Source organism: Sphaerisporangium sp. B11E5 (assembly GCF_039871875.1).
GTDB lineage: Bacteria > Actinomycetota > Actinomycetes > Streptosporangiales > Streptosporangiaceae > Sphaerisporangium.
In genome coordinates this window covers 13,163-38,836 of sequence record NZ_JBDPMD010000052.1, presented here as the reverse complement: position 1 = coordinate 38,836, position 25,674 = coordinate 13,163, and the positions used below count along the sequence as shown (strand labels likewise).

The window sequence follows — 25,674 nt, the reverse complement described above, 5'->3', positions numbered from 1 at the left end:
GTCCGAGCCGTGGGGGCGGCTCAGACGCTCACGCGTCCGGCGCCGGCGCCGGACGACACGATGGAGTTCACCTGCGACGGCGTGTCGCAGGAGTAGCCGTACGGGATGGACGCGACGCTGCCGCCGGTCTGGCCCGCGCCCGAGTTCACCTTGTGGTTGTTGCGCGCGACCAGGGAACCGGGGCCGGAGTCGCCCTCGCCGAGGTGGTAGGGGTCGCCGGTGTTCTCGAAGTAGTTGCACTCGACCAGCACGCCGGCGCCCTCGGTGGAGGCGACGCCGTACCCGCCGACGTTGCGGTAGTAGTTGTTGTAGACGTGCACCGGGTTGCCGAAGCGCACGCGGGGGTGGCGCTGGTTGGTGCCGTCGAAGTAGTTGTGGTGGTAGGTCACCCGCAGGCGGCCGCGGTCCTCGCCGCCGTTGTCGTCGCTGTGGCCGAGCAGCATCGTCTTGTCGTGGCTGAAGACCCGGTTCCACGACACGGTCACGTAGTCGCTGGCCCGCTTGATGTCGATGGCGCCGTCGTAGCCGCTGCTGAGGGTGTTGTTGCCGATCCATACCCGCGTCGAGTACTGCACGTTGATGGCGTCGTCGCCCCAGTTCCGGAAGGTGATGTTCCGGATGATGACGTTCGACGCGCTTGCGACGTTGAGGCCGCAACCGACCAGGGTGGCGCCGGAGTTGCCGATCACGCTCTTGTTCGACGTGACCTTCAGCATGCCCGAGCAGTTGATGGTGCCGGAGATCCGGATGATCCTGGAGCCGGACGCCGACAGCGCGCTGCTCAGCGCCGAGGAGCTGGTGACGGTGGTCGTGCCGCCGCCGGCGCCGCCGGAGGTGCCGCCGCCCTGCGTGGCCCAGCCGACCAGGTCCGACGGACCGGCGAGGGCGACGTGGCGCTGCATGGGGACGGCGGACGCGCTGTCGACCACGGAGCCCGCCAGGGTCAGGCCGGCGGCCGCCGTCAGGGTGAGCAGGATGCTCGCCTTGGTTCTCCTCACGGTGACTCTCCCTTTTGGTTGGTAGGTCCTGTGCGTTCCTTGGGGGGCCGCCCCGGATCCACCGATCCGGGGCGGCGTCCGCCGGCCGTCCGGTCCTGGGTGGACAGTGCCGGACGAGGCGGAAGTCAGGTCAGACGCTGATCCGGCCGGCGCCCGCGCCGGACGTCACGATGGACTTCACCTGCGACGGCGTGTCACAGGAGTAGGAGTACGGGATGGAGGCGACGCTGCCGCCGGTCTGCCCGGACCCGGAGTTGACCATCTGGTTGTTGCGCGCGACGAGGGTGCCGGGGCCGGAGTCGCCCTCACCGAGGTGGTAGGGGTCCTCGGTGTTCTCGAAGTAGTTGCACTCGACCAGCACGCCGGCGCCTTCGGTGGACGCGACGCCGTAGCCGGTCACCCCGCCGTAGAAGTTGTTGTAGACGTGCACGGGGTTGCCGAAGCGCACGCGCGGGTGGCGCTGGCCGGTGCCGTCGAACCAGTTGTGGTGGTAGGTGACGCGCAGGTGGCCGCGGTCCTCGGAGCCGTTGCCGTCGTCGTGGCCGAGCAGCATGGTCTTGTCGTGGTCGAAGACCCGGTTCCACGACACGGTGACGTAGTCGCTGGCCCGCTTGACGTCGATGGCGCCGTCGTAGCCGTTGGACAGGGTGTTGTGGTCGATCCACACGCGGGTCGAGTACTGCACGTTGATGGCGTCGTCGTTCCAGTTCCGGAAGGTCAGGTTCCGGATGATGACGTTCGACGCCTCTGCGACGTTCAGGCCGCAGCCCACGAGGGTGGCGCCGGAGTTGCCGATCACGCTCTTGTTGGACGCCACCCGCAGCATGCCCGAGCAGCTGATGGTGCCGGAGACCCGGATGACGGCCGTGCCGGACGCGGACAGCGCGCTGGTCAGCGCCGAGGCGCTGGTCACCGTCGTCGGGGGCGCGTTGCCGCCGCCGGTGGTGCCGCCGCCCTGCGTCGCCCAGCCCACGAGGCCGGTCGGGTTGCCCGGCGGCGGGCCGGTCGGGGTGGTCGTCGGCGTGCTGGTCGGGGTGGTCGTCGGGGTCTGGGTCGGGGTGGTCGTCGGGGTCTGGGTCGGGGTGGAACCGCCCGGGACGAGCTGCCACTGCTTGGTGCTCACCGAGTCGCACGAGTTCGTCTGCACGAGCCCGCCCGAGGAGGTCGAGTTGTCCTTGATGTTCATGCACTTGCCGCCGTTGGCGTTGACCACCCGGTAGTTGGACCCGGACTCGGTGAGCTGCCACGCCTGCGACGAGGCGCCCGAGCAGGTCTCCTGCTGGATGGCCTTGCCCGCCGACGTGCTGGCGTCCCGCACGCCCGCGCACTTGCCGCTGTTGCCGGCCCGCAGCGTCACGCCGCCGCTCGCCGAGGCGAGCGTCCAGCTCTGGTTCGCCGCGTCCGCACACGCGGTCTGGGTGAGCTGCACCCCGTCGGACCCGCTGCTCCCCGGTACCGTCAGGCACAGCCCGCTGCCCACGTTGACCAGCCGGTAGGTCCCGGACGTCGGAGCGGCCGCCGCCGCCTGCGCACCGACGACGGCCCCCGCCAGTGCCAGCCCGAGGGCCACGAGCCAGGGGGCCACGCCTCGTCTTCTTCCACTTCTCACGGTCGAGCTCCTCGTGCCACAGTGTTCATGTATGTGGATGACATACATAATGACGAACGCCGATAACGTAAGAAGCGCCCTAACGACTGTCAACGGGAAAAGTGAAGAGATCGGACCGGCGACGCCGCAGGAGAAAAGCCATATCGTCTCCGACCTGCCCGGACGACCGGTTCGAATGGATGATTCCAGGTCACATATGCGAACACGATGAAACGTTCAGCCCGGGACCTCGCATGGAACGCGATATTCCATTGCTTGATCAAAAACGGCGTGGGCACCATGACCACCATGCGCCGCCATGAATACCCCGGCCCTTTGGACCTGCGCTCCATGCAAGCCCTAGCCGTCCGATGTTTCCCCCACACCGGCTACCACCACATAGGCGACCTGGCCTGGACCTGGTGCCGCGCCTTCGACCCCTCCGAGCCCTGGCCCACCGCCGTGTGGACCGACGGCGACGTCCCCGTGGCCTGGGCCTGGCTGGAACCCCCGAGCGAACTGCTGCTCCAGGTGGACCCCGCCTACCCCGCCCTGGCCGGCGAAGCCCTGGAATGGGCCGCCACCAAGACGAACGCCCCCCTCAACACCGAGGTGGCCGACACCGAACCCCACCTGACAGCGGCCCTCCCCCGCCACGGCTACACCCGCCTCACCACCCCCTTCATGTCCTGCCTCAGCCGCCCCCTCGTCCCTTCACCTCCGCTCACCTCACCTCCCTACGCCACTTCCCCGGACACCTGTTTCCCCCTGCCGGCCCCTTCCCTGCCCGACGGCTACACGATCCGGGAGCAGCGCACCCCGGCGGACGTCGCGGCGCGGGCCGCCGCGCACCGGGCCGCGTGGGACTCGGCGCGGGTCACCACCGAGCGCCACACGCGGATGCGGGAGATCTGGCCGTACCGGTCCGAGATGGACCTGGTCGTCGTCTCCCCCGCCGGCGAGAGCGTCGCGTACTGCCAGGGCTGGTACGACGAGGCCAACCGCGTGGGGCTCTACGAGCCGGTGGGCACCCACCCGGCCCATCGGCGCCTCGGGCTCGGCCGGGCCGTCTGCGCCGCGGTGCTCCACGCCTTCGCCCGGGCCGGCGCGCTGCACGCCGTCGTGTACGCCCGCGGCGACGCCGCCTACCCGGTGCCCAAACGGCTGTACGAGTCCCTGGGCTTTCGCGAGTACACCCGCGTGCACGGCTACACCACCTCGCGGAAACGTCGAGGGCCGTGAGCCCGTTGCACCCGCCTCCCCACCATCCGCCACCTGACGGCCGCCCTGACCTCCACCAGGACACCTCCTCAGACAACGGCCGGTCGATAGACCTGCCGCGGACGCGGAAGGCCCGGGGAAAACCGATGGACGTGGTGGCACGTCGATTCCTACCCTCGGCGCCATGCCTCCCGTCACCACGCTCATGGTCTTCGCGGCCGCGACGCTCGCGCTGCTGCTCGTGCCCGGTCCCGCCGTCGTCTACATCGTCACCCGCAGCGTGACCCAGGGCCGTACGGCCGGCCTGGTGTCGGTGGCGGGTATTCACGCCGGATCGGTGGTCCATGTGGTCGCCGCCGCCCTGGGGGTCAGCGCGCTCCTGGCCGCCTCCGCCACCGCGTTCACCGTGGTCAAGTACCTGGGGGCCGCGTACCTCATCTACCTGGGGCTGCGCAGACTCTTCTCCCGTGAGAACAGGATGGCCACCGAGGTGACTCCGGCGTCCCCCACCCGCCTCTTCGGCGAAGGCTTCGTGGTGAACGTCCTCAACCCGAAGACCGCCATCTTCTTCCTGGCCTTCCTCCCGCAGTTCGTCGACCCCGCCGGCCCCGTGGCCCTCCAGGTGATCCTCCTGGGCGTCATCTGGATCGTCCTCGGCATGGCCAGCGACGGCACCTACGCGCTGATCTCCGCCGCCCTGGCGACCCGCCTGCGCAGCTCCCGCAAAGCCGCCCGCCGTCTGGACATCGCCAGCGGTCTCATCTACATCGGTCTCGGCGCCACCGCCGCTTTGGCGGGCGACACCACCAAGTCGTGATGGCGCGGGCCCGCGCCGCCGGCGGCGCGGGCCCTGTCAGGTGGGGTCGGATCAGCAGGTCTCAGGACGGAGGGCGAAGTTGTTCTCCACCACCTGGCCGCTCCTGATGGTGACGCGCCGGACCTGAGGTATCCAGCCGTCGCGGGCCACGATGATCTCGGCAGGGTTGGCGCGCTTGGGACCCCAGATCGCGTACCGGCCGTTCGTGTCGGCCTTGAGGGTGTGGGCCCACCCTCCGGAGCCGTTGACCTGGACGGTCGCCCCCCGCAAGGGGGCGCTGACGTTCTGGCAGTCCACACCGGTGACGACACCGGTCAGCTTGCCCCAGTCGCTGGGGGGCGTGACCGTCATCGTCACGTCGATCGGCGGCACCGGGTACGGCGTGTTGGAGCGGACGCCGAACTGGGCCGTGTAGGTGCCCGGCTGGGCGATGCCGGCCACCGAGGTGGCGGCGAACTTGACGGTCACCGTGGCGCTCTGCCCGGGCCCCAGGGTCAGCGTGGTCGCCGAGGCCGCCAGCCATGGGACGTCGGTGACGGAGGCGCACTGGTCGAAGCCGGGCAGCAGTTCGCTTTCCGGCGTCGGAGTGAACCCGCCGGTGGATCCGCCGATCTTCATGAACCCGCAGGCCGCCCCGGCGCGGTAGCGGGCGAAGTTGGCGTTCGGCAGCGCCGACCAGGTGTTGGCCGCCGGGTCGTACGCCCAGCCCTGGTTGGTCACCGTGGCCGAGTTGTTGATGACGCCGGTGGACAGCATCAGCAGCCCGTTCGCCACGTCGGCGCCGGTGCCCCAGAAGTCGACCGGGAGGTCGGCCATCTGGGTCCAGGTGTTGCTGCTCGGGGTGTAGGCGTAGGTGCTCTTCAGCGTCGTGGCCCCGTTGCCACCGCCGCAGTACACCTTGCCGTTGATCCCGCCGCAGCCCTGCCAGGCCACCTGCACCGGGTACGGCGCGGTCGTGCTGAACGCGTCGGTGCCCGGGTTGTACCGGACGACCAGGTCGGACTTGGCGCAGTTGGCGGTGGCGCAACCGCCGATCAGATAGATCTGGCCGTCGAGCACCGCCACGCCGGCCGCCGCGCGGGGCTGGGGGTTGACCGCGGCCCGCGTCTGCCAGACGTTGGTCGCCGGGTTGTAGGCGTAGACCTTGTTCGACGGGTTGCCTGCCGAGTCCCAGCCACCGAAGACGTACAGCGTGCCGTCGACGAATGCCGCCTGCGGCTTCTCCAGGGCCGCGGGCAGGTCGGCGATCCGCGTCCAGGTGTTGGTCGGCGGGTCGTAGGAGTAAGCGTTGGCGAGGTTCGCGGTGGCGGAGACGCCGCCGACGGAGTACACCTTCCCCTCGAACGCCGCCGCGGCGTTGTCCATCACCGCCACCGGGTGGTTCGCCGTGGTCACCCACGGCGGCGCGTACGGCGACGGCTCGAACGGGACACCCGGTTTGCTGTCACCGCGCCACCCGGCCGACACGCCACCTCCCTTCACCGCGTTGAGCTGCAAGGGAGCACCCTTCGGCCCGAGGATCTCGAAGCCGCCGCGCCGTTCGGACAGATCGACGGTGGCGGGGGCGTTGCCGGTGTTGCGGATCGTCGTCGTCACCTTCTTGGTCTGCCCCATCGCCAGCGTGGAGGAGACCGACGGCGGGGCGATGGTCAGCCGGCCCGCGTCCAGGCGGAAGTCCGCTCTGGTCGCCGCGTCGGCCGCCACGTCGACCGAGGAGGTGGCCGATACGTAGCCGCCCTTGGCCGCACTGAACCGGTGACCCCCGGTCAGGGTGGAGAACATCCAGTAGAACCCCTCGCCGAGCGTGCCGTCGTCCGGCGTCGCCGCGGTGGTCACCCTCTCCTCCGGCTTGTCCAGGCTCGTCACGGTCGCGCCGTTGAGACCGCCGCCGGTGTTGCCGTCGAGCACCTGGCCGACGAGCAGGCCGCCCGGGGTCGGGTCGCAGGACCGGTTGACCAGGGAGACGTTGTCCAGCTCCCACCACCAAGCGAAGGCGCCCTTGTAGTGGAAACGGATCCGCACGTCGGCCTTACCGCCGGCCGCGGGGATGGCGAGCTCCTCCACGACCGGCCCGCGCCGGCTCGCGGTCGTCCAGTTCGACACGGTGCTCCACGTGGTGCCACCGTCGACACTCATCTCGACGTCGGCGAACCCGTTGAGCGCGCGGTAGTCGCTGTTGAACCGCAGCACGGGCGACGGCACGTCCGACAGGTTCAGGACCGGCATCGCCAGATCGGTGTCCATGGTCGTGCCCGATCCGGCCGCGTCGCTGTCGGCGATCGCGAACCGGCCGCTGCCGCCGGTGAGGTTGCCGCGGTTCTTCGGGTCGGTGAACACCCAGCCGCCACTCGCCGTGCGGTTGACCACGCTCCAGCCCTCAGGCGTGTCGCCGGACTCGAACGCCTCGGTGAACAGCGGAGCGCTGTAGGTGAACTTGTACCCGGTGGCGGTGCAGGTGTTCTCCACGGCCAGGCCGATGTCCTTGACCTGGTCGGCGCCGGCCACCTCGACCTGTACGGTGGCCTGCTGGTAGGCGGGGTACATCGCCTTCACGGTGAGGCCGTACCGGCCGACGGGCAGTTCGACGTCGTAAGCGCCGGTGGCGGGGTCGGTGAACACCGGCCCGCCGGGCATGCCCGCCACGTCGATCCGGGCGTACAGCGGCCAGCCGTGCCCGGAGGCGTCCTTCACCACGCCGGAGACCTTGCGCTTGGGCACGGCCGCCAGGGTGAAGTCGGCCGTCACCGAGCCGCCGTCCGGCACGGTGACGGCCGCGCTGCTGTCCGCGTAGCCGAAGGCCGTGACGGTGATCTCCTGCTCGCCTGCCGGCAGGGTCAGCCTGTAGGTGCCGTCGGGGCCTGTGGTGGTGCCGCTGCCGCCGGCTCGCACCGACGCGCCCGCGATCGGCCCGCCGCCGTTCGAGGTCACCTTGCCTGTCACGTCGCCGCGCGGGCCGGCGGCGCAGCTCGGGAACTTGAACGCGCCGACCCGGGTCTGCCAGCCGGCGCTGCTCGTCGTGGTCAGGTACTCGGAGGTGAACCAGAAGGTGCAGCCGTCGGCCGGGTCCACCGACATCGAGCTGTAGTCGCCCCATCGGGCCGCAGTGTGGGTCTGCGCCCCGGTGCCGGCGATCAGCGTCCTCTCGGACTGCCCGAGCTGGCCGAGCGTGTCGCCGGAGAGCCGGCCGGCCATGCGGATCGAGGGGAAGGTCGTGGTCCCCGAGGCGGTGTACCCGAACGCGATGTTGCCGGAGACGTCCATCGCCCCGCTGCCCATCCAGCGGTGGTCGGCGTCCGGCGCGTAGGTGCCCTGCTGGTGAAGGCTCCAGTTCGCGGGGCCGGTACTCCGCAGCTCGTACCAGCGCACGCCGGCGTGATCGGTGGCGTCGGCGTCCACCGTGTGGTTGAGCACGATCGAGGCGTGGTCGCCGAAGTTGCGGTACGCGGCCCGGTACATCAGCCGGTCGGCGATCGCGTCGAGCTTGGCCGTGGTTCCCTGCTGCGGGACGCAGGCGCGGGCGTAGTTGCACATGTTGGAGTCGAGGGGGGCCGTCTCCAGGAACCGGCTCGGTGCCAGGTCGTCGCCGAAGGTGGAGTTCTCCGGGGCGGACCAGTCCACCGTGAAGTCCCACATCAGCAACCGGTCGGTGGGCGAGATGCCCCACGCGTCGTCGTCGAACATCACGAACGGGTTGGGCGCCCCGGGCGGGGGCGCCATGCCCTCCGCGTCGGAGGGCAGCAGGCCGCCGAAGTCGGGTCCGAGGTGGAAGTACACCATGCGGGCCGGCAGGCCGGCGAGCATCTTCTCCCGTTCGAACGCCACCGCGCCCGCGCCCGCGAACGACGGGGAGAACTCGTTGGCCGTCATGTAGTAGGCGTCAGGCCAGATCCCGTACTTGGGATAGTCGTTCATCCGGCTCTGGTGGTAGAAGAAGTCGTACCGGTAGAAGGCGCCGGTCGGGTCGGGGGTCTGCGAGATCGCCATGCACTGGTGGAAGCCGCTGCTCCCGCCGGGCACGGCGAACTGCGTGAGCATCCAGCGGTCGGCCGCCTCGTCGTACAGCACCACCGGGTCGCCGTCGTTGCTGGTCTCGCACGGCCCGCCGAAGCCGTCCCAGAGGGCGTTGCCCGGTAACGGGCCGAGCAGCAGCCGGCCGGTCTTGTCGTAGACGGCGTAGGAGACGTTCACCATCTGCACGTAGTGGTTCGGGCCCACGTCGCCGTTGGTGTCCGGCGGCAGCACTCCGTCGACGTTCCCGACTCCCTCGAAGGAGACCGTGAACTCGGGGAGCTGCGCCGCGGTGACCTCCTGCTGGAGCACCGTGCCGCCGGTCTTGCCGGCCGGTTTCGCCGCCTCGCGCGGAAGCGGCCGGAACGGCTGCTCGTCGGCCCTGGCCTTCAGGGCGCGGTTGCTCTTGGCGGTGACGTCGCGCAACTTACCGGAGAGGTCGTGCTTGACGGCGTCGCGCACCTCGGGTTTCGTGGCGGCGGACCCGGCTGCCGAGCCGGTTGCCCGCGTGGCCGATGGGGCGGTCGATCGCGCGGCGGCCGGAAGGCCACCCAGGAGCATGAGGAAGGTGGCGAAGATCGCCACTAATGGCGCTGCTCGTCGTAAGCGCACTCGTGCAGGAGTCAACGTGAAGCCTCCTCGCTGGTGGCCTGCAAGGGGATGTGCGAGGCCGCGGGATCTTGCGTGCCGGTGGGCGGTGAGGAGACCCACCGGGTGAACGGGACGGGGAACTGCCAGGGGTGATGGCAGCCCGGATCATCGTCGGCCGCGGCCGGGGCCCACTCAAGATCAGAAGATGGGCAAGGGCGGGGCGAAATCGGACCAGCGCAGAACGTGACGCGCTGACTTTCGAACCGTAACCATTGAAAATCTCATATTGACTGCGGTCCATGCCGTTGCTTTCCTTAGCGCATGAGCAATGGCCGGGTGGACGGTCTGGACGAACAGCCCGTGATCTTCTGTGTGACATCCAGTCGCAGCAAGCGGGCACAACTGGCTCAAATGATGAGCGGTTTCGGGACCCTGCTGTTGTTTCCCGATATGAAGTCCGTCCGCAGCGTCTTGTTCGACGACGACGCGGTGGTGCGCTCACCTGGGCCGGCGCGCGACATGGTGACGCTGGGCGACCTGGTCATCGACCGCGACCGGCAACAGGTCAGCTGGGCGGGGCACGCCCTCCCTCTGACCCGCATCGAACGGGAGGTGCTCGACGCCCTCGCCAGCCCCGGGCTCCGGGTCTGGACCTACCAGCAGCTCTACGAGCGGGTCTGGGGCGCGGAATATCTCGATGACGTGTCCGCCGTCCGGTCGACGGTCAAACGGCTGCGCGTCAAACTCCGCGAAGCCGGCGCGTCGATCGCCCTGGAGTCGATGCGGGGCGTCGGATTCTTCCTGGCAGAGGCCGCGGGCGACGAGGAATTCAGCAAGTATTACCGCAGCGAAACAAGAAGCACTCCGACGGCCTAGGGGGAAATGCGGGCCTGTTCACAGTCCGGAAATCACTCCACCGTGCGCGCCATCGCACGGGATATTTCCGCGAGGTTATTCCTCTCGAGCACGGCGCTGATCGTCAGCGAGCTCCGCACCGATGCGGTGCGTCATGGGTGCGGGCGGCTATCGGGACCGCTCTCGGTGGACGGCCCCGCAGCCGCCGGACGTACCAGGCCGGCCCGCCGTCGAGGGACTCAGGGCCGGGACAGGTACGTCCGCTTGCGGCGCGTCACCACTGCCGTGCCGGTCAGGCGCCGGCGGGGACGTAGGTCAGGTTGAGGACGCCGGTCTCGAAGGTCTCGGACTTCACCAGCTTCAGCGGGTGGGTGGGGGTGTCCTCGAACAGTCGCTGGCCGTGGCCGACGACGATGGGGTGGACGAGGAGTTTCAGTTCGTCGAGCAGGTCGTTGGCCAGGAGCCAGCGGACGGTCGTCGCGGAGCCGGACATCTGGATGTCACCGTCGGTGCGCTCCTTGAGCTCGCGCAGCTCGGCGGCCACGTCGCCGGAGATGACGGTCGTGTTGTTCCAGTCGGCCTTCTCCAGGGTGCTCGACAGGACGTACTTGGGCATGGCGGTGAAGGACGCGGCGATGTCCGGGTCGGCGTCCGTCGTCGTCCAGTACGCGGACCACTCCTCGTACAGGGTGCGGCCCATCAGCATCGCCACCGCGCTCTGCATGCCGGCCTGGACGGCGGTGCCCATCTCGTCGTTCCAGTACGGGAAGTGCCACTTGTCGGGCGACTCGACCACGCCGTCCAGGGAGATGAAGAAGTTCGCGACGATCTTGCCCATTGGTCTGCTCCTTTGTCGTTGGCGTTGGGAGCTTAAAGCAGGGCGAAGACTCAGGTCTTGTACAGAAGCGACAGCGGCTCCGGCATGTCCCGGGTGCCCAGTTGGGTGGCGGTGCGGCCGATGAAGCGGCTGAGTGAGCGGGCCAGGTGGGGCTGGTCGAAGTAGCCGAGGCGGTGGATCACGTCGTGCGCCGGCACCCCGTCCTTGATCAGGACGGCCGCCTGCCTGGCCCGTTCGATCTGCCGGACGGCGCCACGGGTGAGGCCGGTGGCCGTCACGAAACGCCGCTGGAGTGTGCGGTCGGACAGCTCCGGCGGGGCGCCGTCGAGTACCGCGGCGACGATCGGGTCGCGGTCCAGGATGCCCTCGCGCACCATGCGCTCCACGAAGGCCTCGGCGTTGTCGTACGCGGGGACGTGCCAGGTGGAGCCTTTCAGCCAGAAGGACCGGTGGGTCGCGTCGGGGATGTCCACGCCGCGGCCGACGAGCCGGTCGACCGGGAGGTGCGGCATCGACGAGCCGAGGGAGAAGGTGATGCCGAAGAACGTGGCGTCCTCGGGGACCGGGGCCTGGCTCGCGGCCGGTTCGGGGCCGTGGACGGCGACGCTCATCTGGCCGCGGTGTTCCCAGAACACGAGGTCCCACTGGGCCGCGGCCACCGACATCATGCGCTCGACGCCGTGGCTGCGGCTTCGCCACACCCGCTCGATGTACGGCGAGCCGGACGCCCGGCTCTCGACCTCCAGCCCCACCCGGCCCTCCCCTCCCCCGATCGGCGTTTCCGTAGGACATCGTGCCATCTGGCGGGCTAAGGAAGCCTTCGCAGGCGCCGGAGCGGGGAGGCGGCGGCCATGGCGGTGCCGGTGAGCATGAGACAGGAGCTGACGAGCAGGGCGGCCCGAAGGTCCAGGGCCGTCGCGGTGAGACCGCCGGTGAGGGCGCCGATCGATTGGCTGCCGAAGGCGAGGAAGCGCCAGGTGGCGTTGACGCGGGGGAGCAGGCCGGCGGGGTAGAAGACCTGGCGGAAGGTCTGCTGGTTGACGCCGTAGAGCGAAGGGCCGGCGCCGGCGAGGCACTGGGCCAGGGCCACGACGGTGAACGCCACGGGGAAGGGGCCGGAGGCGGTGGCGAGGACCAGGCCCGAGACGGACGTCAGGAACATTCCTGAGACGAAGGCCGGGCCGGGGCCCAGTCGTTCGGTGAGGAAGGGTGCCGTCAGTGCGCCGGCGACGGCGGCCGCGCCGCTGAGAGCGATCAGCAGGCCGACCTGGGCCGCGGACAGGTCGATGTCCCGGATGAGGTAGAGCGCCAGGACGACGGCTTTCATCTGGCCGGCGAACGCGCCGATCGTGGCGGCGGTGACGACGGCGCGCATGACGGGGTGGGCGAAGACCGCGCGCCAGCCTTCGACGATGTCGGCTTTCAGGCGTGGAGGGGTGGTGGGGACGGCCGGGTGGCCCGGTGCCCGGATGCGCGCCTTGCACAGGGCGGAGACGAGGAACGAGGCGGCGTCCACGACGATCGCGACGGGGGCGGTGAGCGCCGAGACCAGCATGCCGCCCAGTGCGGATCCGGTGGTGGTGACCGTCGCGTTGCTGAGCATCAGGCCGCTGTTCGCCGCGAGCAACCGGTCGCGCGGCACCAGGTCCGGTGTGAAGGACTGCGCGGCCACCGTGGAGAAGAGGGCGGCCACGCCGGTCGACAGGGCCACCGCGTACAGGTGCCACATCTGGAGCGAGCCGAGGACGGCGAGGACGGGGATCGCGGCGAGCGACGCCATCTGCGTCAGGTCGGTGAGGACGAGGACGCGGCGGTAGGGCACGCGGCTCACCCACACGCCGGCGGGCAGCCCGAGGACCAGGTGCGGGAGCAGTGCCGCGGCGCTCAGCAGCCCCATCTCGGCGGCCGAGGCCCGGAGGTGGATGACGCCGGTGAGAGGCAGGGCCACCGTGGTGACGCTGGATCCGAGCAGCGAGACCGAGGTGCCGGTGAACAGCCGGCGGAAGTCGGCGTTGTGCGCGAGGAGGGTCCACAGGCCCCGTGAGGCGCCGCCCGTCCCACCCGATGTGCCCGTCGTGCCGTCAGCCGAGCTCACACGGCAACCCTAGACGGGAGCGGCGATCGCTGGTTTTCGGAGAAATACGACGTGGTTATCCGGCAAATGCGGTAATTACACTGTCTGTGCGGAAACAAGTCCGTTCAGTGGTCGCGATGGTCGTGGTGGCTGTGGGAGTCCTGCTTCCCTCCGGTGCCCACGCCGCTCGGGAACGGGCCGGGACGGACGACGTTCCGTGTGTGGCCGAGAACCTGTCGGGGGTGCGGCGTACGACATCGCTGACGGTGCGCGCCGCAGGTGTGGACGTGCCCATGATGACCGCTGTCACCAAGGCCGAGGTGCCGTGGGCGTCGGTGATGGCGCGTCACCTGCTGGCCGACCCCGCATCGCACGAGTACCGCCGTACGCTGCGGTGCCTGTTGCTCGCCGAAGAGCCGCCCTGGCAATGGCGTATGTGGCGGGACACGCAGCCGAGGGTCGATGTCCAGGGGGCGACGCTCGTCCTGACCGACGAGGTGCACACCGCTGTGGACGCGCTCGGCTTCGCCGAGCCCTCCGACGGCCCGCAGGACGTCAGGTTCGGGCCCTGGGTGCTCTCGGCCGGGGCCGGCGGCACGTTGCACCTGCGGCTGCCCACCGAGGCGACGCCACCCGGCGTGCCGTGGAAACAGGTCACCATCACCTATCCGAGCCGCTGGCTCCGCTCGCCGTCCCCCACGCCGGCGTCGGTCACCGCGACCGGCGCCACCTGGAGCGACGAGCGGGGCGGCATCGTGTTCGACCTGGCTCCCGGTCCGCACGCCAAGGGCGCGGCCGCCATGAACCTCTGGCCGCGGCGTGTCGTGCTGGAGGTGTCGTGGGAGCTCTGGGACGTGGTGATGCTGCTGATTCCCCTGCTGCTCTTCCTCCGGCTGCCGCACGCGGAACACCGGCCGCGAGCGGGCCTGCTCCTGGTCACGGCGGCGGCCTTCACCGTCCTCGCCCCGCTGCGCGTCGTGCTGTACCAGCTCACCGGCCCTGCTGTCACGTCCGGGACGGCGGAGTTCGTCTACTGGGCGGCCGAGGCGGCGCTGGTGCCGGTCGTGGTGCCGGCTCTGCTGTGGGCGGGCGGCCTCGCCCGGCCCGTGGTCTCCGGCGCGTCGGCCGCGCTCGTCTTCCCGGTGACGGGGGTGACCGCATGGGCGCTGGATCGAAGTCCCCCGGACGAGCGTTTCCCCGAGGGCCTTCCCGTCCTGCCGGTCTGGCCGTTCCTGGCCGTCGCCGCGGTGGTGCTGACGGCCCTGGTGGTCGCGGCGTTCCTCAACGGCTGCCGCCTGGCCTGGACGTCCCAGGCCCGGGGGCGTGTCCCCTCCTGGATCTGGGCGGTCTCGGCCGCCGTGGGTGTGGTCACCGCCGCCTACGCCTGCTACGGCAGTCATCGTGACCGGCAGGGGGCCGGCCTGCTGGCCGACGTGGGGGACCTCGAACCCGCCGCGGGCCTCACCTACGACCTGCTGTGGTTACCGCCCGTGCTGCTGACCTGGGTCGGCGGCGGCCTGCTGTGGATCTGGCCGGTGGCCGTGCTCGGCGCCGTCCTGCGCCGCCGCGCCGAGGACGCGCCCGCCGGCGGGGTCCCGCTCCTGCACCCTCCGGCGGCGCCGGGCCGGGTGGCCGTGAACCGGGCGATCGTCGCCTGGCTGGTCCTCGCGACCATGTTGTCGTGGAGCCAGTACTACGGCTGGCTCTGGCTGCCGGTCTCCCTCGTGGCGGGCGCGGCGGCCCTGTGGCCGGCCCTGCGTCTGAGCCAGAGATGGGTCCTGGCCCTGCGCCGTCTCGACGGGGCGGGAACCCCGCTGCTGTACGGCCAGGTGGCACCGGTTCACCTGCCGCTCCTGCGGGACAGGGCGCGCCGTTTCCTGGTGACGCAGCGAACCGGCCGCCAGCGGGACGCGGCCATGCTCACCCCGGACGGCGACCTCAAGACGTGGACCAAGGACACCGAGGAGGCGCAGACGGAACTGGCAAGGCTCCGCGCCTGGCCCCCGCGGAAGGATCCGGTGGAAAACGGTCCGGTGGAAAACGGTCCGACGGGAAACGATCCGACGAAGAACGGTCCGGCGGGGGCCGGTCCGACAGGGGACGGTGACGGTCCGACGGGAAACGGTCCGGCGGGAAACGGTCCGGCGGGAAACGGTCCGGCGGGAAACGGTCCGGCGAGGGAGGGTCCGGCGAGGGAGGGTCCGGCGGGGGACGGTCCGGCGGGGAAGAGCGGCCTCGCGCTCCCCGAGGACGTCAGTCCGCTGGACGTGGCGCTGCTGGCCGGGCCGGACCCCTCGCCGGCCGCGCTGGCGGCCCGGACCGGCGCCCTCACCGCCGCGCTCGGCGTGCTGCCCGGCGCCTATCTGCTGTGGCACACCTACGTCGCCGAGGGACACTGGGGCCGGCTCGACTGGCTGGCGGGCTTCTACGAGCCGGCGTTCGCGTTGTGGGAGCTGCTGTACTGGTACGTCCCCGGCTACCTGCTGGGCCTGCTGTGGCGCGAGCTCCCCGGGCGGACGGGCCCCGTGCGGGCCCTGCCCGTCGCCGGCGCGGTCGCCGTGTCCGCGCTCGCGCAGACGCTCCTCGCCTGGATCCTGGACCTGGCCCCCCTGGGCGACCTGCTGCTGCGCACGGTCCTGCTCACCGCCGTCCTCACCACCGCCGGCCTGGTGCTGGACCTGCGCACCATGCGCGCCGTCCTGCCGCCCTGGAGCCGGGTGTGGCGTTTCCTCGTCGGCGTCTACCGGCTGGAGAGCCTGCCCTCCCAGGCGACGTTCCTCCTCGCCCAGGCGGCGGCCGTCGTGGCCGTCATCCAGTTCGTCCGGGGCGAGGGCGGCGAGCTCCCGTCCTCCGGGTCCGGCGGCCCTCCGGTGCCCGCCGTCAAGCCCTGAGGTTCAGGTCGCGGCGTTCAGGGCGGTCTCCCGGGCCCAGCGGTAGTCCGCCTTGCCGGCGGGAGAGCGGTGCATCTTCTCCACGAAGGCGTAGGTCCTCGGCACCTTGTAGCCGCTGAGGCGGTGGCGGCAGTGGGTGTCCAGGTCGTCCGGGGTCGGCGCCTGGCCGGGGCGGGGCTCGATGACGGCGGCCACCCGGCTGCCCCAGCGGGTGTCGGGGATGCCGGTCACCACGGCGTCGAAGACGGCGGGGTGGCCCTTCAGGACGGCTTCCACCTCTTCGGGGAAGACCTTCTCGCCTCCGGTGTTGATGCACTGGGAGCCGCGGCCGTAGACGTAGATGGTGCCGTCCTCCTCCACGGTGGCGAGGTCGCCGGTGAGGAGCCAGCGGGTGCCGTCCTTGTCGGTGACGAAGGTCTCGGCGGACTTGTCGGGGTCGTTGTAGTAGGCGAAGGCGATGTCGCCCGACTTGGCCACGGTGCCGAGCTCGCCGGAGCCGGGGGTCACGGGGGTCAGGGTGTCGTCGAGGACGGCGAGGGTGCAGGTGGCGTTGGGCTGGTACTTCAGGCCGGACTCGGGGGACGAACCCGCGACGGCCGACGCGGTGTAGCCCGATTCGGTGCTGCCGAAGCTGTCCATGATGAGGACGTCGGGCAGGAGTTCCTGGAGGCGGTCGCGGACGACGCCGGTGAGGATGGCGCCGGTGGAGCTCAGCACCTTCAGCGAGGACAGGTCGTAGGCGCCGGTGGCGATCTCGTCGGCCAGGGGGCGGGCCATGGCGTCGCCGGTGATGTTCAGGGTGAGGACGTTCTCACGGGCGATGGCGCGTAAGACGTCGGCGGCGTCGAACTTGCGGACGTAGACGACCGTGGAGCCCATCCAGAACGAGATGAACGTGGCCATCTGGGCGGCGCCGTGCATCAGGGGCGCGGCGGGCATCATGATCAGCGGGCCGGAGCCCAGCGCGGTGTCGATGACCTGCTGGGGCCGGGTGTGCGGGGCGCCCCAGGGGTTGCCGCCGCCGAAGGCCATGAACAGGTCGCGGGTGTGCCACATGACACCCTTGGGCATGCCCGTCGTGCCACCGGTGTAGATGATGTAGACGTCCCGCTCGGAGCGCACGGGGAAGCCTTCCCGGCCCTCGGAGCAGCCGGCCAGGGCGTCGTCCCACGTCAGGGCGCCGTCCACCTGGGACGGGCCGCCGACGGCGATCAGCGTGCGCAGCGCGGGGCAGCGGGGCGCGGTGGCGGCCACGCGGTCGTCGAACTCAGTGTCGTAGACCAGGGCGACGACGCCGGAGTCGGTGTACAGGTAGTACAGCTCGGCCTCGACGTACCGGTAGTTGACGTTGATGGGCACGGCGCGGATCTTCAGCGCGGCCAGCAACGTGATGACGTACTCGACGCCGTTGTAGAGCTGGATGCCCACGTGGTCGCCGCGGCCGACGCCGGCGGACATCAGGCGGTGGGCCAGCCGGTTGGCCCGGGCTTCCAGTCCGGCGTACGTCAGGCGGTCCTCCCCGCAGACGACGGCGACGCGCTCCCCCACCGCGTCCGCCAGCCCTTCGAACAGGTCGGCGTGGTTGAACTCCATCGGGGCCCTCCTGACGGACGCGCCCGGTCACGGCCGGTCGCTGCCAACGATCCACATCGCGAAGAACTGGGCGCCGCCGCCGTAGGCGTGCCCGAGCGCGAGCCGTGCGCCGTCCACCTGGTGGTCGCCGGCCTGCCCGCGGACCTGGAGCGCGGCCTCGGCGAAGCGGATGAGGCCGGACGCGCCGATGGGGTTGGAGCTGAGCACGCCGCCGGAGGCGTTCCACGGGATGTCACCGGTCAGCGCGGTGGCGCCGGACTCGGTGAGCTTCCATCCCTCGCCGTCGCCGGCGAACCCGAGGTTCTCCAGCCACATCGGCTCGTACCAGGAGAACGGCACGTACACCTCGGCGACGTCGATCTCGCGCCGCGGGTCGGTGACCCCGGCCTGCCGGTACACGTCGGCCGCGCAGTCCTTGCCGCCCTGCGGGCTCACCGTGTCGCGTCCGGCCCGGAAGATCGGCTCCGAGCGCATGGCGGTGCCGTGCACCCACGCGGGGGTGCCGGTCACCTTGTGCTCGGCGGCGAGCACCATGGCGCACGCCCCGTCGGACGACGGGCAGGTCTCCAGGTACCGGATCGGTTCCCACAACATCGGCGTGGACTCGACCATCTCGCGGCTGATGCCGGGGATGCGAAGGTGCGCGTACGGGTTCTTCAGCGCGTTCTGCCGGTCCTTGACGGCGACCAGCGTGCCGATGTGGTCGGGGGCGCCGGAGCGGCGCATGTACTCGCGGATGTGCGGCGCGAAGTAGCCGCCCGCCCCCACCACCAGCGAGGCGGTGAACGGCAGGTGGGTGCTGAGCGCCCAGGTGGCGTTGGACTCCGACTGCTTCTCGAACGCCACGACCAGCACCCGCTCGTGCACCCCGCCCTGGATGAGGGACGCCCCCACCAGCGCGGTGGACCCGCCGACGCTCCCCGCGGTGTGCACCCGGGTGACCGGCTTGCCGGCGGCGCCGAGCGCGTCGGCGAGGTACGCCTCGGGCATCATGACACCCTCGAACAGGTCGGGGGCCTTGCCGATGACCACGGCGTCGATGTCCTTGAACGTCAGCCCGGCGTCCTCCAGCGCGCGCAGCGCGGCCTCGCGGACCAGCCCGGCGATGGACACGTCGTGCCGCCGGGTGCGGTAGTGGGTCTGCCCGACGCCGATGACGGCGCAGCGGTTGGCCATCAGCCCTCCATCACGGTGACGAGGTTCTGCTGGAGGCACGGCCCGGACGCCGCGTGGCCGACGGCGCGGGCCGCGGCGCCGTCCATGACGCGCCGCGCGGCCTCGCCGACGCGGATCAGGCCGGTGGCCATGACGGGGTTGGCGGCGAGCGGGCCGCCCGAGGGGTTGATCACGACGTCCTCCGAGAGGCCCAGCGCCTCCCGCAGGATGATCTCCTCGTGGCTGAACTGCGTGTGCAGCTCGGCGACGTCCACGGGGCCCTTGCCGACGCCGGCCGCGCGGGCGGCGTCGGCGGCGGACGCCGAGCGGGACAGGTCGCGCATGCCGAGGTAGTGCGGTTCGGCGCGGTGCGCGATGCCGGTGATCCACGCGGGCCGTTCCGCGATCCGCCTGACCAGGTCGCCCGCGGCGAGCACCACGGCGGCGGCGCCGTCGGTGGGGGGCGCGACGTCGGCGGCCCGCAGAGGGCGCACCTGGTAGGGGTCGTCGTCCGGGGGGTCGGGCAGGTGCAGCGCGAACGGGTTGGCGCGGCCCTCGGCGCGGCGGCGCCGGGCGATCTCGCGCAGCTCCGCCTCGGGGGCCCCGAGGGCGCTCGCCTGCAGCGCGGCGTACGACACCTGGTCCAGGCCGAGCGGCGCCAGGTAGTACGGGTCGAGCTGCAGCGTCATGACCTCGCGCACGTCGGTCAGCGACGACTTGCCGAACCCGTACACCAGCGCCGAGTCCACGTCGCCGTGCTGCAGCCGCACCCACGCCTCGTACAGCGCCCACGCGGCGTCCATCTCGACGTGGCTCTCGGAGATGGGGGGCCAGGCCCCGACGGCGTCCAGCGCGGACACGAACGAGAACGGCGCCCCGGCCAGGTAGTCGCAGCTCCCCGAGCAGGTGAAGCCGAACCGCGACAGGCCGGAGGCCCGCTTGACCTCCTCGATGACCGGCGCGATCAGCTCGGGCTCCGACAGCCCCTCGTCGTGGCCGGTGTGCCTGGTCTGCGCGAACGCGACGACGGCTACTTCTCGCACCGGGCGTTCCCCTTCCTCGGGCTCACAGCGGGGCTCACCAGGTACCTACAGGCTGGAGGCCCTGTCCTTCAGGGCGGGGAGGAAAGCCGGAACGGCCGGACACTGTGATCTCCCGGTTTTGTCGGTGGCGGTCGGTAGGTTGATCGGCATGTCCCGCTACCGGCTTCAGCCCACGCCTGCACAGGAGGCGGCGTTGCTGGAGCATTGCGGGCACGCGCGGTTCGTGTGGAACCTCGCCGTCGAACAGCACGCCCACTGGCGGCCTGGGCTGAAGTCCGCCCCGGGGTTCGCCGAGCAGTGCCGCCAGCTGACCGAAGCGCGAGCGGAGTCCGAGTGGCTGCGAGCCGGGTCGATCATCGTCCAGCAGCAGGCGCTCAAGGACTTCGCGCAGGCGATGGCGAACTTCTTCGGCAAGACCCACCGCAAGCCGACCTGGCGCAAGCGCGGCCAGAGCGAGAGCTTCCGGATCGTCGCCGTCAAACCGGGCGACGTGCGCCGCCTGTCCCGTCACGTCGGCGAGATCAAGGTCCCTAAGGTCGGCTGGGTGCGGTTCCGCTGGTCGCGTCCCGTCCCCGACGGAGTGAAGTCCTACCGCATCGCCCGCGACCGGGCAGGCCGCTGGCATGTCGCCTACGCCGCCGTACCGGAACCGATCCCCGTTCCCGGCACGGGCGAGACGGTAGGCGTGGACCGGGGCATCGCTGTAGCGGCCGCCCTGTCCACCGGAGAGCTGCTGGCCGCTCCCCGTCTGCGCGAGAGCGAGACGGCGCGGCTGCGGCGCCTCCAGCGCAAGCTGGCGCGCGCCCGGCGAAGTTCCAACCGGCGGGCGGAAGTGAAGGCGGCTATCGCCCGGCTGAAGGCCCGCGAATCCGACCGGCGCAAGGACTGGGTCGAGAAGACCAGCACCGACCTGGCCCGCAGGTTTGACGTGATCGGCGTCGAAGATCTCAACGTCCGGGGTATGACCCGCTCCTCGAAGGGCACCATCGAAGCACCGGGCAGGAACGTCCGCCAGAAGGCGGCCCTGAACCGGAGCATCCTCGCCTCCGGCTGGGGCGCACTGGTCGAGCGGCTGGAGCACAAAGCCCCCGGCCGCATCATCAAGATCAACGCCGCGTACACGAGCCAGCGATGCTCGGCATGCGGGACCGTCGACGCGAAGGCGCGCGAGAGCCAAGCCGCCTTCCGCTGCCGGTCCTGCGGATACGCCTGCAATGCCGACGTGAACGCGGCACGCAACATCAAGCTGGCGGCAGGGCATGCCGTGTCTGCGCGGGAAGGGCCACGCGATGGCGGGCCGGTGCACTGCGAACTTCAACCTGCCCTCCTCTCAGCGTAGGAATGGGTTGGAATCCCCCACCTTCAGGCGGGGGAGGATGTCAAAGCGCGACGTCCGGCTCGCCGGTGGGCGCGAACCACTTGACGTTGCTCATCGACAGGGTGCGCTCCTGCGGCGGCACCCACACGGCGCGCACCCGCATGCCCTGGCGCACCTCGTGCGCGGGCACGTCGCCCATCAGCACGATCATCTCGACGTCCGCGCCGTCCAGCAGGATGTACGCGGACACGAACGGCACCTCGGGGGCCCGGGGGTCGGGCAGGTTGTTGATCGCGAAGGTGGTGACGGTGCCGGTGTCCGGCAGCTCGACCTCCTCCTCGATGCGTGAGCCGCAGGACGGGCACGAGGTGCGGAAGGGGACGTACACCTTGTCGCACGCGGCGCAGCGCCCGGCGAGGAACACGCCGTCGCGCACGCCTTCGAGGAAGCGCTGCAGCGACCGGCCCGGCATCACGCGGTACTCGGTGCGCTGCGGGGACACCATGGTGGTGACCTCGGGCACGAAGCAGGCGATGTCGGTGATGTGGCCCGTGCGGTCCGCCTCGGGCCGCCACCGGGGACGGACCCTCAGGCCGGGGCGCATGGCCTTGACGCCGCCCGCGGCCACGGCGTGCACCAGCGCGGTGTCCGCGCCGTCCAGGTCGATGAGCGCCCACGCGAACGGCCGGTCCAGCGGGTGCCCGGGGCGGGGCTCCTCCACCCAGGCCCAGGTGCGCACGGTGCCCGTGGGGCCGACCGGGACGAACTCCTGGGTCACCGGCTCCCCTGTGTGCGGGTCGTACTCCAGCGGGGGCACCAGCACGCGGCCCTCCGCCGTGCGCACCCCGACGAGGCGCCCGTCGCGCAGCTCGGTGAGGAAGCGGCCGATGACCGGCCCGGTCGTCCGGGTGTACCCGCCGGGGAACTCCAGCGCGTGCTCGGCGACCAGCGGTTCAGATGGCACGGTCGTGGCCCTCCCAGTAGGGGTCGCGGAGTCTGCGCTTGAGGAGCTTGCCGTTGGGCTCGCGCGGCAGCCGTTCGACGAAGTCGATGCTGCGCGGCCACTTCATCTTCGACAGCCGGCCCTCCAGGGACGCCAGCAGCTCGGCGGCGAGCTCCGGGCCGGGTTCGACGCCGGCGGCGGGCTCCACGACCGCCTTGATCTGCTCGCCCCACTCCTCGTCGGGGATGCCGAACACGGCGACGTCGGCCACCTTGGGGTGCACGACCAGCTCGTTCTCGATCTCGGCGGGGTAGATGTTGGCGCCACCCGAGATGATCATGTCGGCCTTGCGGTCGCAGAGGAACAGGTAGCCCTCGTCGTTCAGGTAGCCGATGTCCCCCACGGTGAAGTGGTCGCGCAGGCGGTTGGCGGCGGTCTTGGCGGGGTCGCCCTTGTACTCGAACTGAACTCCGGCCATCTTCATGTAGATGGTGCCGGGAACGCCGGGCGGTACGGGCTCGTACGCGTCGTCCACGACGAGGATCTCGCTGAAGGGCCACGCCGTGCCGACGGTGCCGGGGTGCTTGCGCCAGCCCTCGGGGGTGGCGACGGTGCCGCCGCCCTCGGTGGCCGCGTAGTACTCGTACACGCAGTCGCCCCACCACTCCAGCATCGCCTGCTTGACCGGGACGGGGCAGGGCGCCGCCGCGTGGATCATCCACTTCAGTGAGGACAGGTCGTACTTGTGACGTGTCTCGTCGGGCAGGGAGAGCAGCCGCTTGAAGTGGGTGGGCACCATGTGGGAGTTGGTCACCCGGTGGCGCTCGCACAGCCGGAGCATCTCCTCGGCGTCCCACCTGTCCATGTAGACCAGCTTGTGCCCCATGTGCAGCGCGGTGCCGCCGAACTGCGTGACCGCGGTGTGGTAGCTGGGCGAGGTGACCAGGTGCACGTTGTCACCGGCCGGGGTGACGCCGAAGATGCCGAGCAGCCCGGTCATCATCTCGGCGCCGTCGTCGGGGTCGATGGGGGCGAGCGGCCGGCGCACGCCCTTCGGCCTGCCGGTGGTGCCGGAGGTGTAGTGCATGGTGGCGCCCATGGTGCGGCCCTCGGGCGGGGTGGCCGGCATGCCCTCGACCAGCTCGGCCACCGGGCGGAAGCCGTCGATCGCACCGCGGGAGAACCTGCGGTGCGGCTCGATCGCCTCGGCGGCGCGGGCGGCCTCCTCGGCGTACCGCTCGTGGGCGACGAACGCCTTGGCCTCGCTGTCGGTGAGGATGTACGCGATCTCAGGGCCGGTCAGGTGCCAGTTGACCGGCGTGTAGTACCACCCGGACTGCAGGGCGGCGAGGTACAGCACGAGGCCGTCCACGCCGTTCGGCATCAGCCCGCAGAAGCCGTCGCCCGGCGTGAGACCGAGGGCGCGCAGGCCGTGCGCCACCTGGTTGGCGCGGGCGTGCAGCTCTCCGGCGGTGTGCTCTGTGCCGTCCGGATCGACCGCCGCGACCCGATCGGGGTCCGCCTGCGCGAGCCTCCAGAAACCGAGCGACCCCATCGGAACTCCCTTGTCCGGTGTCCGGTTCCGTCGTGATGTCCCCCGAATGCGCCGCAGTGAAGCACGTTCCCGCTGTCCCCGACAAGCCCTGGCGCGTCGGGCGTGTCCCGAATAAGAATCTGTTCTAGTTCGTGTCCGCAGCCTAACCCCGGCCACCTGAGACGATCAAGCGCTTGCTCTAGCACAACGGGCCTGACCCCCCGCCGACATGGAGGAACCTCATGGATCTGCTGCCCATCAGCACCCCGCACTGCCGTGTCGAGCGGGACGGCCACCTGGTCGTCGTCACCATGAACCGGCCGGAGGCCAGGAACGCGTTGTCGTCCGACATGCTGGTCGGCCTCGCCGACGCCTGGGCGTACATCTCCGCCGAGCCGGACGTCCGCGTGGGCATCCTGACCGGCGCGGGCGGCACGTTCTGCGCGGGTGCGGACCTCAAGGCCATGGCCACGCCGTCCGCCGACCCGCGGGTGCGGGAGCGGGCCGCGCAGATCCCGGACTACCACTGGAAGGGGCTGCTGCGCGGCGAGGACGCCCTGCCGGCCAAGCCGATCGTGTGCGCGGTCGAGGGATACGCGGTGGCGGGCGGCACCGAGCTGCTCGTCGGCACCGACCTGCGGGTGGTGGCCGAGTCGGCGACGCTCGGGTTGTTCGAGGCCCGGCGTGCGCTGTTCCCCATGGGGGGCAGCGCCGTGCGGCTGCCGCGGCAGCTCCCGTACGCGTTCGCCATGGACCTGCTGCTCACCGGACGGGCCGTCGGCGCCGCCGAGGCGCTCCGGATGGGCCTGGTCAACAAGGTCGTGCCGGACGGCCAGGCGCTCGCCGCCGCGCGCGAGATCGCCGAGCAGGTCGCGGCGTGCGGGCCGCTCGCCACCCAGGCGATCCTGCGCGCCTACCGCGAGACGCTCGGCATGGCCGAGACCGAGGCGCTGAAGGTCTCCGACGCCATCGGCTGGCCGGTGATCGGCTCGGCGGACGCCAAGGAGGGCGCGCGGGCGTTCCGCGAGAAGCGCCCGGCCGTCTACCGCGGCGAGTAGCACCCGCTCAGTCCCTCGTGAGGCGGTCCAGGCGCTCCACGGCGTCCACGTACTCCTCGACCAGCTCGAAGACGACGTCCTTGGCGGACTTGACCTGGTTCATCGCGCCGATGATCTGCCCGGCGGGGAACGTGGACAACTCGCCGGCGCCGGCGTCGGAGATGCGGCGCAGCGCCCCGGAGATCAGCATGAACTGCAGCGGCATCGGCAGCGTGCCGGGCGACTCGGCCGACTCCCAGGCGTCGGTCCAGGCGTTCTTCAGCAGGCGGGCGGGCTTGCCGGTCCACGACCGCGACCGCACGGTGTCGCGCGAGGTGGCCTCCAGGATGCGCCGCCTGGCCAGCTCGGGGGTGTCGGCCTCCTCGACGGTCAGCCACAAGGAGCCCGTCCAGACGCCCTCGGCGCCGAGGGCGAGCCCGGCGGCCATCTGGCGGCCGGAGCCGATGCCGCCCGCGGCGAGCACGGGGACGTCCACGGCGTCCACCACCTGCGGGATCAGGACCATCGTGGAGATCTCACCGGTGTGGCCGCCCGCCTCGGTGCCCTGGGCGACGACCACGTCCACGCCGACCTCGACCTGCTTGACGGCGTGCCGGGGGGTGGAGGCGAGCGCGGCCACCTTGACGCCGCGGGCGTGGGCCAGCTCCACGACGTCGGCGGGCGGCGGGCCGAGGGCGTTGGCGAGCAGCGCGATGGGGTGCTTGAGCGCGGTCTCCACCTGGGGGCGGGCGGTGGCGTCGGTCCAGCCGAGCAGCACGCGGCCGGCGTCGGAGTGCTCGGACAGCGGGGGCACGCCGTGCTCGGACAGCAGGTTCTCGACGAACCGGCGGTGGCCGTCCGGGATCATCCCCTGGAGCCGGGCGACGAGGTCCTCCGGGGAGTCGACGCCGAGGTCGGCCCCGGCGTAGGAGGCGGGCATGACGACGTCCACGCCGTACGGCTTGCCGCCGACGTGCTCGTCGATCCAGGAGAGCTCCACTTCGAGCTCCTCCGGGGTGAAGTAGAGGGCGCCGAGCACACCCATGCCGCCGGCGCGGCTGACCGCGGCGACGACGTCCCGGCAGTGGCTGAAGGCGAAGATCGGCAGCTCGATCCCGAACATGTCGGTGACACGTGTCCGCATGCGTCGAATGTACGGCCACGCACGAC

18 protein-coding genes are annotated in these 25,674 nt (G+C 71.1%); 6 read left to right on the top strand and 12 right to left on the bottom strand.

What is annotated here, in order from left to right; all coding sequences use genetic code 11:
* Positions 1-20: 20 nt before the first annotated feature.
* Positions 21-998 (bottom strand): right-handed parallel beta-helix repeat-containing protein, encoded by a 978-nt coding sequence (locus ABGB17_RS32470; RefSeq protein ID WP_347636972.1) that lies wholly within the window; start codon positions 996-998, stop codon positions 21-23.
* A gap of 130 nt (positions 999-1,128) precedes the next feature.
* A complete protein-coding gene (locus ABGB17_RS32465; RefSeq protein WP_347636970.1) occupies positions 1,129-2,583 on the bottom strand; it encodes an RICIN domain-containing protein in 1,455 nt (484 codons plus the stop codon).
* Between the two features lie 279 nt (positions 2,584-2,862).
* Between ABGB17_RS32465 and ABGB17_RS32460 the strand changes: the two genes are divergently transcribed.
* Both ABGB17_RS32460 and ABGB17_RS32455 read left to right on the top strand, forming a co-directional pair.
* Positions 2,863-3,828 carry a GNAT family N-acetyltransferase gene (locus ABGB17_RS32460; protein WP_347636968.1) on the top strand — a complete coding sequence of 322 codons (966 nt, stop codon included), beginning with the start codon at positions 2,863-2,865 and terminating at the stop codon, positions 3,826-3,828.
* Between the two features lie 163 nt (positions 3,829-3,991).
* Complete coding sequence (locus ABGB17_RS32455; protein ID WP_347636966.1) at positions 3,992-4,624, top strand: LysE family translocator; 633 nt, start codon at positions 3,992-3,994, stop codon at positions 4,622-4,624.
* A gap of 51 nt (positions 4,625-4,675) precedes the next feature.
* Here the strand turns inward: ABGB17_RS32455 and ABGB17_RS32450 are convergent, their stop codons facing one another.
* The gene (locus ABGB17_RS32450; protein WP_347636964.1) at positions 4,676-9,094 is read right to left on the bottom strand and encodes a carboxypeptidase regulatory-like domain-containing protein; all 4,419 of its coding nucleotides are present in this window, start codon (positions 9,092-9,094) and stop codon (positions 4,676-4,678) included.
* A gap of 450 nt (positions 9,095-9,544) precedes the next feature.
* Here ABGB17_RS32450 and ABGB17_RS32445 point away from each other — a divergent pair, with 450 nt between their 5' ends.
* Positions 9,545-10,099, top strand: coding sequence for a winged helix-turn-helix domain-containing protein (locus ABGB17_RS32445; RefSeq protein ID WP_347636962.1), 555 nt, complete (start codon positions 9,545-9,547; stop codon positions 10,097-10,099).
* Between the two features lie 271 nt (positions 10,100-10,370).
* On the opposite strand, the gene ABGB17_RS32440 is transcribed toward ABGB17_RS32445, so the two are convergent.
* Genes ABGB17_RS32440 through ABGB17_RS32430 form a run of 3 tightly spaced genes read right to left on the bottom strand, consistent with a single transcriptional unit; the run spans position 10,371 to position 13,011 of the window.
* Positions 10,371-10,916 carry a dihydrofolate reductase family protein gene (locus ABGB17_RS32440; protein WP_347636960.1) on the bottom strand — a complete coding sequence of 182 codons (546 nt, stop codon included), beginning with the start codon at positions 10,914-10,916 and terminating at the stop codon, positions 10,371-10,373.
* A 50-nt stretch (positions 10,917-10,966) separates the two neighbouring features.
* Positions 10,967-11,668: a helix-turn-helix domain-containing protein gene (locus tag ABGB17_RS32435; protein WP_347636958.1), complete on the bottom strand. Its 702-nt coding sequence runs from the start codon at positions 11,666-11,668 to the stop codon at positions 10,967-10,969.
* Positions 11,669-11,724: 56 nt separating this feature from the next.
* A complete protein-coding gene (locus tag ABGB17_RS32430; protein WP_347636956.1) occupies positions 11,725-13,011 on the bottom strand; it encodes an MFS transporter in 1,287 nt (428 codons plus the stop codon).
* A gap of 200 nt (positions 13,012-13,211) precedes the next feature.
* Here ABGB17_RS32430 and ABGB17_RS32425 point away from each other — a divergent pair, with 200 nt between their 5' ends.
* Positions 13,212-15,881: a DUF6185 family protein gene (locus ABGB17_RS32425; RefSeq protein ID WP_347636954.1), complete on the top strand. Its 2,670-nt coding sequence runs from the start codon at positions 13,212-13,214 to the stop codon at positions 15,879-15,881.
* A gap of 3 nt (positions 15,882-15,884) precedes the next feature.
* Here the strand turns inward: ABGB17_RS32425 and ABGB17_RS32420 are convergent, their stop codons facing one another.
* Genes ABGB17_RS32420 through ABGB17_RS32410 form a run of 3 tightly spaced genes read right to left on the bottom strand, consistent with a single transcriptional unit; the run spans position 15,885 to position 19,672 of the window.
* Complete coding sequence (locus ABGB17_RS32420; RefSeq protein ID WP_347636952.1) at positions 15,885-17,474, bottom strand: acyl-CoA synthetase; 1,590 nt, start codon at positions 17,472-17,474, stop codon at positions 15,885-15,887.
* Between the two features lie 27 nt (positions 17,475-17,501).
* The gene (locus ABGB17_RS32415) at positions 17,502-18,650 is read right to left on the bottom strand and encodes a thiolase domain-containing protein (RefSeq protein WP_347636950.1); all 1,149 of its coding nucleotides are present in this window, start codon (positions 18,648-18,650) and stop codon (positions 17,502-17,504) included.
* Positions 18,650-19,672 (bottom strand): lipid-transfer protein, encoded by a 1,023-nt coding sequence (locus ABGB17_RS32410; RefSeq protein WP_347636948.1) that lies wholly within the window; start codon positions 19,670-19,672, stop codon positions 18,650-18,652. The genes ABGB17_RS32415 and ABGB17_RS32410 overlap by 1 nt, the downstream gene beginning before the upstream one ends.
* Positions 19,673-19,820: 148 nt before the next feature.
* Here ABGB17_RS32410 and ABGB17_RS32405 point away from each other — a divergent pair, with 148 nt between their 5' ends.
* Positions 19,821-21,011, top strand: a complete 1,191-nt coding sequence (locus tag ABGB17_RS32405; protein ID WP_347636946.1) for a transposase — start codon at positions 19,821-19,823, stop codon at positions 21,009-21,011.
* A gap of 40 nt (positions 21,012-21,051) precedes the next feature.
* Here ABGB17_RS32405 and ABGB17_RS32400 read toward each other — a convergent pair whose 3' ends face one another.
* Together ABGB17_RS32400 and ABGB17_RS32395 are read right to left on the bottom strand one after the other, a co-directional pair.
* Positions 21,052-21,954, bottom strand: coding sequence for an OB-fold domain-containing protein (locus ABGB17_RS32400; protein WP_347636944.1), 903 nt, complete (start codon positions 21,952-21,954; stop codon positions 21,052-21,054).
* The gene (locus ABGB17_RS32395; protein ID WP_347636942.1) at positions 21,944-23,488 is read right to left on the bottom strand and encodes an acyl-CoA synthetase; all 1,545 of its coding nucleotides are present in this window, start codon (positions 23,486-23,488) and stop codon (positions 21,944-21,946) included. The genes ABGB17_RS32400 and ABGB17_RS32395 overlap by 11 nt, the downstream gene beginning before the upstream one ends.
* A gap of 221 nt (positions 23,489-23,709) precedes the next feature.
* Between ABGB17_RS32395 and ABGB17_RS32390 the strand changes: the two genes are divergently transcribed.
* Entirely contained in the window at positions 23,710-24,525 is an 816-nt protein-coding gene (locus tag ABGB17_RS32390; protein WP_347636940.1) for a crotonase/enoyl-CoA hydratase family protein, read from the top strand.
* Between the two features lie 7 nt (positions 24,526-24,532).
* On the opposite strand, the gene ABGB17_RS32385 is transcribed toward ABGB17_RS32390, so the two are convergent.
* Positions 24,533-25,648, bottom strand: coding sequence for a nitronate monooxygenase family protein (locus ABGB17_RS32385; RefSeq protein ID WP_347636938.1), 1,116 nt, complete (start codon positions 25,646-25,648; stop codon positions 24,533-24,535).
* Positions 25,649-25,674: the final 26 nt, after the last annotated feature.